The sequence below is a fragment of the Streptomyces sp. TLI_185 genome (assembly GCF_003814765.1).
Taxonomy (GTDB): domain Bacteria; phylum Actinomycetota; class Actinomycetes; order Streptomycetales; family Streptomycetaceae; genus Streptomyces.
The window spans coordinates 8,875,604-8,888,462 of the sequence record NZ_RKRB01000001.1; the positions used below are offsets into that span (position 1 = coordinate 8,875,604).

Below are 12,859 nucleotides of genomic sequence, written 5' to 3' on the forward strand. Positions count from 1 at the left end.
TGGGCGGGCGGACGTACCACGTGTCGGTGACCGCCCGGCTGCGGGAGCGCGTCGGCGGCGCCACAGGCGACGAGACGCGGCCGATGTCGCTCAACGTCCGCTCCGGGCAGGGCGCCACGGTCAGCGGAGAGCGCAAGCACGCCTGGAAGCTGCGGGCCTTCGTGGGCGCTCGCGGCGATGCCGAACTGACCAAGCTCCTGCGGCTGCGCCTCGGACAGGCGGGGCTGACCGGCAGCATCGGGCGTGGCACCGAGCACCAGTTCTCCGGCGCGGCGAAGTCCACACAGCGCGCCGACATGGGCGGCAAGGCCGACGAGCACGTCTACGACGCCGTGTACGAGCTGTCCGTACGCACTGACGGCCACCCCGAGCAGAAGTGGTGGATCGACCGGCCGGACGAGGTGGTGGCCCGCGTGGCCATGCCGCATCTGCACGTGCCGTCGGGGAGGATCCCGGCGCAGCTGCTGGCCGAGGCCGGCCGGGTGCGGCCCCTCGAATCCCTGCCGGCCGCGGACCAGCTGGTGGACTTCACCAGCCACGGCTCCGCAGTCGTGTACCGGTCGTTCCTGTCCGCGCCCGAAGTGGCACGTACGGCGGCGACGATGTACCAGCAGGCCAACAGACTTCCGGACGAGTGGCGGGCGGACCCGGCGAACTGGCCGGCGGAGATCAAGAAGCTGTTCGCGCCGAACGAACTGGTGGCCCACTTCCCGTCCCTGACCACCGGCCACGGGCGGCTGGTGGAGCTGCCCGACGGACCCGACGGATGGCACCAGGCCCTGCGGCTGCAGCTCGTCGCCGCCGAACCGCAGCATGTGCGGGCGCACACCGGGGCCGCCTTCCAGCTGTGGCAGAACACCAGCGGAACCGCCCACTACGAACGCACCGCCGAGCGCACCCACACCGTCGGCGTGGCGGGCCGCCTGGGTCCGGCCCGCCACTTCGGCCACGGCGAGGAGGACGGCGAGCAGTCGGCCGCGACCGGCGTGGAGCGGCTCACGACCGGTGAGCGGCAGTCCCCGGCCCAGCAGCACCACCCGCTGACCGGCGAACTGCGCGCCACCTTCGGCGGCGGCCTCCAGTGGGGCTGGGAGAGCGGCCACGGCACGGCCGTCGGCCCAGTCGGCATCACCCGCGGCACGTACGGCGGCCCCAAGCACACCTACCGCGCCCACGCGGTGTTCCGGATCACCCTGCACCGCTGGCGCAGCCCCCACCTGACCGACGCACTGACCCGCAGCGCATCCGGCACGACCGGCGCCGAGCGGGTGCTGGAGGTCAGGCACGGCCTGGAGTTCGTGGTCCCCGAGCGGCGGATCTTCGACCTGTCTCTGCCGGTGCCGGACGGCGTGGCGCCCGTCGAACCGCAGCCGCCGACCGGTCACTTCGACCTGGCGCTGCTGCCCGGAGGCACCCACCCGGAGGTGCTGCAGGCGGACGGCGTGCTGGAGACGATGAAGCAGTGGCTGACGGAGCAGGGCCTGCTACGGCCCGACGGCTTCGGCCACCGGCCGAGCCTGCTGCTGAGCTCCGTCGAGGCCTCCTACTCACCCGCCGCCCTGCTCGACCAGTTCACCCTGCTCAACACCGGCGGAGTCACCCGGTGGTTGCCCATCCCTTCGGCGTTCGGCGCCACCCGCTACCTGTGGACCAAGGTCACCGCCGAGACCCTGGAGCCGCTGTCGCAGCACGCCCGGCCCGAGCTGACCATGCTGCTGCGGGGCAAGGCGATCACCGAGGAGACGACCAGCACCGCCCGCTCGACCGAGGTCGAGGTCCACGGCGAACTGCACGGCAGGGCCGGCCGGGGGACACAGGGCGGCCTCCAGATCGCGGGCGGCTGGTCCGGTGAGGCGAGCACGGCCCACGAGCAGCACGAAGAGAACGTGGAGGTCTACTGGGGCCAGACCCGCAACCCGTCGGTCGAGTTCCGGCTGCGGCAGCGGTTCAGGGTCGAGATGGCCCTCACCAGGCAGCTGCCCGAGGTGCTCTCCGCCCCCGTCCGGCTCCTCCACGGGGTGTCCCTCGCCGTCTCGAGCCTGATGGGGCGCCGTCGCTGGGCGGCGGCCGGCTCCCGGCCCCGGTCGTACCTCGCCCGGTTCCCGCAGCGGCCCGAGGACGGCACCGTCGACGGCTGGGTACGCGTCGTCGTCCCCGAGCACCTCGTCCGGCCCGGCCAGGCACCACAACCGACGCCCGACCACCCCCAGGATGCCGCCCCGCCGGTGTGGCAGACCCAGGAACAGCCCCTGAACGACGCCCTGGTGGACCTGATGTCCGAGCACGGACATCCCTGGGCACTGCCCGCCGCGACCGAGATCAACCGCTGGGCCGTGCTGCCTGCGGCGCCCACCACCACACGCCCCCGGCCCGAGGCGCCGCAGACCTGGCGGCCGGACCGCACCACGCTCCCCGGCATGCTGTACGACCACCTCACCAACGAGGTGCAGCTGCGGCTCAGCCTGGAACGCCTGCTGCGGCACCGGTACCAGGTGCAGGTGGGCGGCGAGCAGGTGACCGCAGGCATGCGCATCACCCGTGTCACGGTCCTGCCGGAGTCCGACGTGGAGATCCTCTCGCGCCACTTCAACCAGGGCCGAGAGACACAGGAGCACCTCCATGGCCGGTCCGGCGCATGGTTCGCCGGGGCGGGCCCCGACCTCGGCGGAGACATCGACGGCCACTCGCTACGGGACTCGGCACCCCTGCGCTACGAGGGGGAGACGTCCGGGGAGCGGGCCGCGGAGGCCGAGGAGATCCTGGAGCGGAACGTCGCCAGTGTCCGGCCGTTCCGCTACTACAAGGCCGACTTGGACGTCGTCCTCTCCGGCCCGCACGGAAAGCTGCTCGTCAACGTCCCAGGCGGCCTGTACTTCATGCTCCCCATCGACCTCGCGGTCTCACCCGCCCTGGCGGAAGTCCTGGTCACCGAACCGGAGACGAGCACCGCACACGTCGACGACGACGCTGGTGCGGCGTCCGGCGCGGAGCGGACGACGGACCGCCTCCTCGAGGGGTTCCTGACCCGGGTGAACGGCGATACCGCGCCGGACGACTCTCCACCGCAGTCGCCCCTGGAGACGGCGCCCGGGAGCGGATCCGCCGGCCCGGCGCACCCGTCGGACGGTGCGGAGACCGCAGAGGCCAGCGCGGAAAGGTTCCTCACGCGAATCAACGGTGATCAACACGCTGCCGACACCGGCAGCCCTACCGACCTGCAATGACGAAGGGAACGAAGCTCAGATGACACCAGGAGACCAGTCCGCCGAGGAAGCCGGCGGGACGGACAGATCCGCCGGGCAGTCCCAGGCGCAGGTCGCGCTCGCCCCGGCGCCCACAGCACCGGACGCCGATACCGGCACCAAGGCTGCTGCGCAGACGGGCGCCGTGTGGGATCAGCCACTGCCGTGGGCCGCCCCGCAGGACGAAGGCAAGGACGAGAGCACCGCTGAGCCGACGTCTGCGCAGCCCGAAGAGCCGGCGGCCCCGGCAAACCCCTCCGCACAGCCGGCTGGTGAGGACACCAAGGCCGACACGGAGGCTCCCGACGAGGGGTCTTCGGTCGCACTGTGGCAGGCGGCTGTCGCCGAGCAGCAGCGCGGTGCGCACGCGGCGCCGGTTCCCACGGGGGCCGTCGCCGGTCACGCCGTCTCGAAGTGGCTTCTCGGCGTAGCCGTCGCGGCCGGCGCTCTTCTCGCGGCGGTAGGGGTGACCGAGGGACTGGGCTCGCATCCCTCCACCGCGACGGCCAAGGAGAAGCCGGAGCCGATCCTGGGCCCCGGCAAGGGCCTCGACGAGGCGGGCACCCCGACCCAGACCCCGACCACGCCTGCGAAAGGACGCCTTGCGGCAGGGGCCGGGAAGGCAGCCGCGGCAGCGCCCCCCGCCGTAGGCCTGGCGGCCGCCGACGCCCAGAACGGTCACACCCCCACGCCAGGGCACACCGCCGCGGTCTCACCCCAGAAGGCCGCGGTCAAGTCCTCGACGGCCGGGCAGAGCAGTTACCTCTCCGTACGGACCTCCGTGACGTCCTCCAACGACTACTGGAGCCAGAGCAACGTCAGCGTCACGACCACCAAGAAGCTCAGCGCACTCAAGGTCGTCCTGCACGTGGCCCAGACCGGCGGCGTGGCGAACACCGGCGTCTGGACGTCCCTCGGCGACAAGGTCACGGTGCACACCGGAAGGGCTTCGGACGGGGGAGTGGACTACGTCGTGACGCTCGACGCGGGCATCACCCTCGACCCCGGAACATACGTCTTCGAGTTCCAGTACAACCACGACAAGGGCACGCGCGACACGAGCCACGACATATGGGCCGTGGTGACCACGGCCGTCGGCGACAGCAAAGAGGTGTCCCAGAACGGACGTTACTGACGCCGATGATCGAACCGGGGGAGGCGCCTGACGGACGAAAGACCAGCTCGGGCGCCTGCTCTGCGCTTGGGCGATGCCGGGCTTCATCGGTGAGCACGACACGACGCAGGTGGGAGCGGAGGTGTCGATGAGTAGTCGGCGACGGTGACTCGCTCAGGCCGGCGGCGCGAGTGCCGGCTCTTCGCCCGGCCGTGAGGATGTCCGATCCTGCGTATGGCCTCAGAATTAGCGTTATGCCCTGTTTGTTCCGGATCGGAGGCACCCATGAAGGATCTCAAGTTCGAGCAGAAGGCCTCGCTGTCACGCATTGAGGCGGCTGACCAGCTCACCGCACTTGCGGCTGCACTGAGAGAGGGCGGGGATGCCGAACTGGAAATCGGCCCCGCGACGCTGAGCCTGCGGATTCCCGACGACCTTCGCAGCGAGGTGGAAGTCGAGGTCGGCGACGGGGAGATCGAGCTGGAGATCGAGTTCAAATGGCCGACCGCACCGACCCGGACAGCGCCGTCGCAGCCGGCCGCAGGCACAGGGAAGACCACGAGCAGGAGGAACGTGCCCGCCAAGCCCGGTCGGAGCGGCACGGGCACCAGCAGGGGCAAGAGCGCGAAGCGGGCCGCCACAAAAACGGCATGAGTCGTGCTTGGGACCTCGGCTGATGAGAAGCAGTCGACGTGTCATGCCGGTTCCGGGACGAAGGGATACAACGCGTCGGCCCCGGCCTCCACGACGCCGTAGCTGCTTTCCGGTACCTCGTTCCAGGCGCCCGGCAGGTCGCCGAGAGGTTCGGAAACGATGAGGCGGGTCTCGTCCGACACCTCCTCCAGGAAAGCCGCATCGGGGTGCAGCTTGCGCAGTGCGTCCACGCGGGTGCTGTAGAACAAAGACCGGGAAGTGCCCTGGCTCGAGTAGCGGAAGGCCCAGACGCGCTCGCCGTCGGTCACGGCGATTGTCATCTGCAGCGGGAACTCCACACCGTGATCGCGGCCGCTGCGCTCCACCACTCCCACCATCCGGGACACGGCGCCCGGCGGGTCCTTGTCCAGGCCGAGGGTGAGCGCCAGGTAGAACATCACCTCCGAGTCCGTCGTTCCTTCGATGTCGGAGTACAGCCCAGGGTCGACGAGCATGGACAACTCGCGACGCATGAGGTGGAAACCTGTGATCACGCCGTTGTGCATCCACATCCAGCGGCCGTGCCGGAACGGGTGGCAGTTCGTCTGCTGCACCGCCGTGCCGGTCGTCGCCCGTATGTGGGCGAAGAACAGCGGGGAGCGGACATGATCCGCGATCTCCCTCAGATTGCGGTTGTTCCAGGCGGGGCCGATGTCCCTGAACAAGGCCGGGGTGTCGATACTCTCCTGCGAGTACCAGCCGACGCCGAAACCGTCGCCGTTCGTCGTCTCGACGCCCAATCTGGAGTGGAGGCTCTGATCGATCAGCGAGTGGGCCGGTTTGTAGAGGATGGTGTCGAGAAGCAGGGGTGTTCCCCAGTAAGCGAGCCATCGGCACATGAGCGATCACCTGTGTTCCCAGCTGCACCTGCGGACTGCTGATGTCCCGCCCGCGGCGCCCGGAGTCTTCAATGAGTCCGCCGGTCACCTGGCTGCAGCGCCCCACTGCTCTGCCGGCTCGGCTCGAGCGCACTGAGGATGGTGGGCGTCCCTCGCGCCGGCGGCGACGCCGTGTCCGATGATCGGGTGGCTCTTGTCCCGATCTCATTTTCGCCTCTCTCGCCGCGCATCGCCATGCGGGCGCGGATCGGACCGCCACTACTCCGAGCACGGGGCGGTGGAGCCGTCCATGGCTGTGCGGCTCCACCGGCACCCTTGCCGCGGACGTATCTGTGCCAGTCGGCGGGCGACGGACCGGATTCGACACGTCGGCATACATGGGTGGCGAGAAAAGGGGATGCCGGCGCTTCCGCGGAGACACCGGCATCCCCGTCGGATCAGTTCGTCACGCGGAAGGTGGCGTCGCCGCGGGCTGTCGTGGTGGTGATCGGGTCGAGCTTCAGGTAATAGGCGTAGTGGCGGATGTACCGGTCGGGGTAGTTGTACGACTGGAACGACGACCAGGACGAGTCGGCGAGTCCTGAGACCTGACGGAAGGTCGCGTCCTGGGCGAATTGGCCGGTGCCGTCGTTGTGGACAAGCTGGAAGTCGTAGTCGGCGTGCCGCAGGAAGTATCCGGGGTAGTTCACCGATTCGAAGGAGACGGTGCCGGTGCCCGCGAGGCCGGGCCGCAGCCGGAACTGGGAGTCGTCGACGGGGCTGACGTTGGGGTCGATGCGTACGTCGAAATTGGTGTGCCGTATGTACCGGTCCTGGAAGTTGTACGACTGGAGCCGGTTGCCGGCGGTGTTGGGCCAGCGGGCGAGCACGCGGCTCTCCTCGGCGGCCGTCAGGTTCATGATCCAGCCGTGGCGCTTTTTCGTGCCGCCCATGTTGTAGCTTCCCGAAGCCTGCCTCTGGTACGTCGCGGGGTTGGACGGGTCGGTGGTCAGGACCGGCATGTAGCCGCCGCTGGTGGCGTACTGGTCGAGGTAGAGGGCCCACTTGTTGGTGCCGTTGAACTTCATCCACATCGGGCCCTCGACCTGGGAGCCGGTGAGGCCGATGCCGGAGAGGTCACCGAGCCTGGTCCAGGTTCCGAGGATCGAATTGCTGCCCTCAAGGGTGATCTGACCGTCGCCGGAGGCCCGTACGTAGCGGTAGTTCCCCACCCCGGAGGGCATCTCGATGATCTGGGTGTCGATGATTTCCTGGGTGCCGGGGCGGTCGATGTAGGTCTGCGGGGTGCTGATGGTGCGGAAGTCGCTGGTGCGGGCGTAGAAGATGCGGTGCTTCGTCGCGCCGTTGAGGGGCACGTTCGTCGCCCAGTACAGGACGTAGTCGTTGGTCTGCGGGTCCCAGATCGCTTCGGGCGCCCAGGCGTTGCGGCCGTCGGGGATCGCGCCGGCGACGTTGAGCAGCCACGGCTTGGACCAGGTGACCAGGTCGGTGGACTCCCACACCACCAGGTTGCGGCTGCCGTCGTTGATGGACTGACTCCACGTCTGCCCGCAGCTGATGCACAGGTCGGTCGCGATGATCCAGTACTTGCTGCCGTCGGGGGATCTCACGAATGCCGGGTCGCGCACGCCCTGCGTACCGACCGTGGAGCGCAGGACCATGCCGCCGCCGTTGAGGTCGTTCCAGTGCAGGCCGTCCGTGCTGTGCGAGAGGTACATCTGCTGGTTGGCAGACCCCTCCCCGGTGAAGTGCACCATCAGGTAGCCGGGGTCGGCAGCGGCCGCCCGCTGAGGTGTGGCGAGGGATTGGGAGGTGAAGAAGAGGCCGACGGCGACCAATATCGCCGCGAGCCGGGTGAGAACCCTTGACATGTGCGTTTCCTGTCTTTCTGCGGGTGCCGGGGCGGGGGGCGGAAGGGGAGTGTCAGGTGCGTGACCACTGGAAGCCGGGGGCTGGGCCGCAGGTGCGCTGTTCGAACAGGGCCAAATCCGCGGTCGCGCCGTTGGTGGCGAGCCACGCGAAGCGTTCGGGAACGTCGTGATGGCCGCCTGCGCGACGGGGACGGCCGACTCTGTCCCGGCTGTCGCGCCGTCGGCGAGGACGGCCGGCGCCGTCGCCGTGGCGAACGGTCGGGCGGATGATCTGTTCCACACCGGCGGATGTGGGGGCAATGCTCATGACAGAGGCATCCTTGTTTCACGTCGCGGAGCGGAAGTGAAGGCGAGCCACAGGGGTCCGGCAAACAGGCGCGTGTTCGATATCCCGGACATTGTTCGTGAATTCGGCGAAAAGTTAGAGGGGGGTAAGAGTGGGTGTCAAGAGGGGTGAAGCCAAGAGAAACCCGCGTTGCCTCCGTGTGTCCGGGATGGGGTCGTTGCAGGGGTCGTACACAAAGGAGACGCGCCGACGCGTGGGCGCATAACGGAAAACACGGAACGGGCGAACGCGTGGGGGGGCACCTGGGGAGCGACCCGCGCGAAATCCTCCGGATTCACTCCTGACACACTGTCGCCCTCGACACATCGGCAAGGCGACGGGACAGGTGGGACGGGGTGCGCTCGCAGGGCACGCAGAAACAGCCGGACATCACCGTCGTCATGGCGGCGCGAGCCGGGGACCGGCAGGCCTCGGAACAGCTCATACGGGACTGTCTGCCGTTGGTCTACAACATCGTCGGGCGGGCGCTGGACGGGCACAGCGATGTCGACGACGTGGTCCAGGAGACGATGATGCGGGTCCTGGACGGGTTGCCCGGACTGGAGCAACCGGATCGGTTCCGGTCCTGGCTCGTCGCCATCACCGTGCGGCAGATCCGTGACCGGTGGCGCAGAGGGCGCACCGGGCTCAGTGTGGAACCCCTGGAGGAGAACGCCCAGGAACCGGACCCGCAGGCCGACTTCTCCGAGCTGGCGATTCTTCGGCTTGCGCTGTCGGGCCAGCGGCGCGAAGCGGTGGAGGCGACCCGCTGGCTGGAGGACGAGGAACGCGAGGTACTCGCGCTGTGGTGGATGGAGAGCGCCGGTGAACTGACCCGCGGCGAGCTCTCGGCGGCCTGCGGCCTCACACGCCAGCATGCCGCGGTCCGAATCCAGCGGGTCAAGGAGCGGCTGGAGGCGGCGCGCACCGTCGTACGTGCCGTGACGGCCTCGCCACGCTGCCCGGACCTGACCGCCCTGCTCGCCTCGTGGGACGGGCGGCCGTCCGCGCTGTGGCGCAAGCGGCTGGCACGCCATGTCCGCGACTGTCCGCAGTGCCTGTCGAGCTCGTCCGACCTCATACCGGCGGAGGGGCTGCTGGCCGGCCTCGCGCTGGTGCCTGTGCCGCTCGGCCTGGCCGGCCTGGTACTGGCCAGGGCGCTGAGGGCGGATTCGGCCGGGGCGACCGTCGGCGCGGGCACCCGGACGGCGAGCGGTACAAGCCGTACGGCGCGGACGATCGGCAGGCTGGCCGCCAAGCCCGCGGCGGCGGCAGCCGCGGGAGCCGTCACGCTCGCCGCTGCCGGAGTGGCCTGGTACACCGCCGCGGGGTCTCACGAGCCGGCCCCGCGGCCCGCCGCGGCGGCCCCACTGTCGCCCGCCGCCTCGTCCGTGGTGCCGACGCCGAGAGCGTCCGCCTCACGGACACCGGCACCCACATCGACGCCGACAGCAGCCCCGGCGACGACGGCTGCGGTGCGGTTCTCGGGGCGGCACGCCCTACGGTCGGTCGACAACCCCGGCGCCTACGTGAGCCAGTCCGGCCGACTCGGCATCCTGGGCCCGGTCGGCGCCACCAGCTCCGTGGCCACCCGGCAGGCGGCCACCTTCACCTTCGTTCCCGGCCTGGCCGACCCCCGCTGCTACTCACTCAGGGACGCCACCGGCAGGTATCTGCGGCACTACGCCTTCCGCATCCGGCTGGACAGCGACGACCGATCTGCCATCTTCCGGAAGGACGCCACCTTCTGCCCCCGTTCCGGTTCCATGGCCGGTTCCGTCTCCCTGGAGTCGTACAACTACGCCGGCCGCTACCTCCGCCACCGGGGCAACCTCCAGCTGTGGCTCGACCCTTCCGAGAACACGGCTGCCTACCGGGCCAGCCGCTCCTTCGTCCTCGTGGCGCCCTGGACCTGACACGGAACGGCCTTGCCGGAAGGACCCCAACTCCCGCACGTCTTACGACCGCAAGCGCGCTGAAGGCAATCGCCATGCTCAGGCCGTGATCGCCCTCGCCCGCGGCAGAATCAACGTGCTGTGGGCCCTGATCCGGGACCGGGGCCTCTACGACGTCGCCCCACCCCAGCCCACCGGATAGGTTCTGCATCGAAAACGAGGCGACGAGCCTTGTCCGTTCTCGGCAGACTGCAGACATGTCCACCGACGTGAGCGGGATGATCGAGTGCAGACCCCTGGCCCGGATCTGGGGCGAGGACGACGAGGACGCGGTCTGGCACGCCGCCATCGACCTCTTCCTCCTCAACACCGGCAACGCCTATGACGCACTCGCCTGCCTCTTCGGCGTCCGTAACTCCTTCGGGTTCCAGCCGCTGACCGAAGACCGTGGCCTGCCGGAGGACGCTTCGGATGGGCTGCGGGCCGCGTTCAACGCCTGGGGCGGGCCACGGGACGCACACGGCACAACGTGGATCAGCTGGGCCGAGCTGGCAGCTGCCAACTGGGACGAGACCGATCGGTCCCGCACGCTCAGCCGAAGCACGGTCGCCGGGCCGGGAACCCACTGGGCACCGGTCTGGGACGTGATGCGGACGCTTGCCGAGCTGCATGGACCAGAACATGTGCGACTCATCGTCTGGTTCGACTGATCACGGAATTCCGTTCCCGACAGAGCTTGACCTCTGTATTGGGAAGCCACCGCGGTCTCGACTTCGTCGCCGAAGCGGGGCGAGGCGTGCTGCCTGAGCTGCGTCCCCAATGCTTTGATCCTCTTACTGGAGCCGAGGGCAGCATGGGATGCGGCCGGGTTGGGCTAGAGCCTGTGGGTGCGGGCGCAGAACGTTGCCGCGGTGGACCGTCGCTTCAGGGGCGGAGTAGGCGGCTGGCTCCTAGGGCACAGGGTGTGTGGCGAGCCAGTCCTGGAGTTCACGGTGGCGGAATTGCTTGAATCGAATCTCCACGAGGCGGAGCCTGACAGCCGTCTTGACCAGCAGCCCAGCGATTCTGGGGGCAATTTGTTGTGGTCAATAGGAATAAGGGCAGTTGCCCAGGGATCAATGCATTGCGTCGAGGGCGGCGAGGATGTCGGCCGGTTCGGCGCGGGTGGTGTAGTCGGTGTCGACGAAGGACCAGCGGATGACGCCGTCGCGGTCGATGACGTAGGTGGCGGGCAGCGGGAGCGTGCGCCGGTGGCCGTCGTTGACCCGCTGGAGGTCGAAGCCGAGCTTGGCGTAGACGGCGGCGAGGTCGTCGGGGAGGTCGAAGGCGAGGCCGTACTGCTTGGCGGTGTCGGAACCGATGTCGCTGAGGACGTCGAAGGCGAGATCGTGCTTCTCGGCGAGGTTGAGGGACTCGTCGGGGATTTGCGGGGAGACGGCCACCAGGCGGGCGCCGCGGGCAGTGATGGCCTCGTGGTGCTGCTGGAGTGAGCGCAGGGCGATGTTGCAGTACGGGCACCAGGCGCCGCGGTAGAAGGTCAGCACGACCGGGCCGTCGGTGAGCAGGTCGTCCAGGGCCAGGGTCTGTCCGGTCGCGGTGGGGAGGTTGAAGCGTGGAGCCTGGGCGCCGACGGTCAGGGCGCGATCGGCCCGGCCGGAGTCGGCGAGTTCCTGGCCGGCTCGCTGCATGATTGCCCGGATCTCGGCGGGGATCTGCTGCTGGCGTGCTGCGTAGAAAGCGCGCAGTTCGGTGTTGAGGCTGGTCATGGTGCTTGATTCCTTCTGGTCGGCGGCTGGGGCGGGACCGGTCAATCTTGAAATGACCGTTCCAAGATAAGGGGGTTCGTGGTCCCGCGCCAGCCATGCCGAGGTACGAATGGGCAGAGGCTGGTGAAGGGGTGACGGACGGTCAGGGCGAACGCCATGATGAACGCGGCGAGTTGGACTGCGCGATGGGTGAGTGAGGTGTCGGCGCAGGCGGGGGCTGTGCCCCGTTCAGGGGCGCCCGGCGGGCTGCCGTGTACCTGTCGATACGTTTGCGGCGTGCTCAACCGGGAGTATCTTGGAATCCTCATTTCAGGATAGCGGGGTGGGCCATGCCCGACATCAAGCACTTCGATCCGGATGCCACCCTGGAGACCGTGGTGCGGCTGTTCTGGCGGCAGGGCGTGGCCTCGACCGGGATCCAGGACGTGGTGAGCGCGACCGGGCTCAACCGTTCCAGCCTGTACGCCACGTTCGGCGGAAAGCAGGAGCTCTACCTCGCGGCGTTGCGCCGCTACCTCGAGCAGCGTTCCCAGCCGATCTTTCGGAGCCTGGCCGGGGACGAGCGGGGTCTGCCGGCCGTCTCCGAGTTCTTCGCCGGCCTGATCGAGGCGCGCTGCTCGGGTGAGTACGCCCGCTGGGGCTGCATGGTCTCCAACGCACACGCCGGGGTCGAGAACAGCGATCCGGACGTGCGCGCCGTCCTGGACCAGCACCACCGGGAGCTGCGCGAGGCAATGTACGCGGCGCTGGTCACCGCCGAGCGCCAGGGGCAGCTTGCCCCAGTGACCGACCCCGATGCTTCCGCGGATCTGCTGGCCCTGCTCGCCTATGGCGTCAACCTGCGCTCGCGTGCCGGTGCTGACGCCGCGACGTTGCGAAAGACGGTGACCGCCGCCCTGGACTCGCTCGGCGTCACAGCGGCGGCGTAAGCATCCGTGGATCCGGCTCTCAACTGGGGTTGAGCGCAGGTGAGGTGCCCGGACGGAGGATGGAAGCCGCCACGGCTTCAGCTACGCCGTCGCGGTCTTCCTCGCAGTGGTCCGCCGGCGCGGCTCACCCGAGCCCCGCGGGTAACGCCAGAGGCCCGGTTCCGCCCACCCTGACGGACCCGGGC

10 protein-coding genes and 1 pseudogene (1 of these 11 only partly in view) are annotated in these 12,859 nt (G+C 69.3%); 7 read left to right on the top strand and 4 right to left on the bottom strand.

Annotated elements, in window-relative coordinates:
- From EDD92_RS40725 to EDD92_RS40735, 3 genes are all read left to right on the top strand, one after another.
- Positions 1-3,224, top strand: partial view of a hypothetical protein gene (locus tag EDD92_RS40725; protein WP_123968923.1) — the final stretch only. It extends 24,751 nt beyond the left edge of the window; 3,224 of the gene's 27,975 nt are visible here — the last part of the coding sequence; the start codon falls outside the window, past its left edge; the stop codon is at positions 3,222-3,224.
- 19 nt (positions 3,225-3,243) lie between these two features.
- On the top strand, positions 3,244-4,377 hold the full coding sequence (locus EDD92_RS40730; RefSeq protein ID WP_123968924.1) for a hypothetical protein: 1,134 nt from the start codon (positions 3,244-3,246) through the stop codon (positions 4,375-4,377).
- Positions 4,378-4,641: 264 nt separating this feature from the next.
- Positions 4,642-5,010: an amphi-Trp domain-containing protein gene (locus tag EDD92_RS40735; protein WP_123968925.1), complete on the top strand. Its 369-nt coding sequence runs from the start codon at positions 4,642-4,644 to the stop codon at positions 5,008-5,010.
- Between the two features lie 41 nt (positions 5,011-5,051).
- Here EDD92_RS40735 and EDD92_RS40740 read toward each other — a convergent pair whose 3' ends face one another.
- The 3 genes from EDD92_RS40740 to EDD92_RS40750 form a co-directional block, all read right to left on the bottom strand.
- Positions 5,052-5,888 carry a class II glutamine amidotransferase gene (locus tag EDD92_RS40740; RefSeq protein ID WP_123968926.1) on the bottom strand — a complete coding sequence of 279 codons (837 nt, stop codon included), beginning with the start codon at positions 5,886-5,888 and terminating at the stop codon, positions 5,052-5,054.
- A 437-nt stretch (positions 5,889-6,325) separates the two neighbouring features.
- A complete protein-coding gene (locus EDD92_RS40745; protein ID WP_123968927.1) occupies positions 6,326-7,759 on the bottom strand; it encodes a glycoside hydrolase family 43 protein in 1,434 nt (477 codons plus the stop codon).
- 52 nt (positions 7,760-7,811) lie between these two features.
- A complete protein-coding gene (locus EDD92_RS40750) occupies positions 7,812-8,066 on the bottom strand; it encodes a hypothetical protein (RefSeq protein ID WP_123968928.1) in 255 nt (84 codons plus the stop codon).
- Positions 8,067-8,440: 374 nt separating this feature from the next.
- Between EDD92_RS40750 and EDD92_RS40755 the strand changes: the two genes are divergently transcribed.
- The 3 genes and pseudogenes from EDD92_RS40755 (at position 8,441) to EDD92_RS40765 (ending at position 10,689) form a co-directional block, all read left to right on the top strand.
- A complete protein-coding gene (locus tag EDD92_RS40755) occupies positions 8,441-10,000 on the top strand; it encodes a sigma-70 family RNA polymerase sigma factor (protein ID WP_123968929.1) in 1,560 nt (519 codons plus the stop codon).
- 16 nt (positions 10,001-10,016) lie between these two features.
- Positions 10,017-10,181 (top strand): annotated as a pseudogene (locus tag EDD92_RS40760) (IS110 family transposase); the annotation flags it as partial.
- 55 nt (positions 10,182-10,236) lie between these two features.
- Positions 10,237-10,689, top strand: a complete 453-nt coding sequence (locus tag EDD92_RS40765; protein ID WP_123968930.1) for a hypothetical protein — start codon at positions 10,237-10,239, stop codon at positions 10,687-10,689.
- Positions 10,690-11,094: 405 nt separating this feature from the next.
- Here the strand turns inward: EDD92_RS40765 and EDD92_RS40770 are convergent, their stop codons facing one another.
- Positions 11,095-11,745 (bottom strand): peroxiredoxin-like family protein, encoded by a 651-nt coding sequence (locus tag EDD92_RS40770; protein WP_123968931.1) that lies wholly within the window; start codon positions 11,743-11,745, stop codon positions 11,095-11,097.
- 329 nt (positions 11,746-12,074) lie between these two features.
- Here EDD92_RS40770 and EDD92_RS40775 point away from each other — a divergent pair, with 329 nt between their 5' ends.
- On the top strand, positions 12,075-12,674 hold the full coding sequence (locus tag EDD92_RS40775; protein ID WP_123968932.1) for a TetR/AcrR family transcriptional regulator: 600 nt from the start codon (positions 12,075-12,077) through the stop codon (positions 12,672-12,674).
- Positions 12,675-12,859 lie beyond the last annotated feature (185 nt).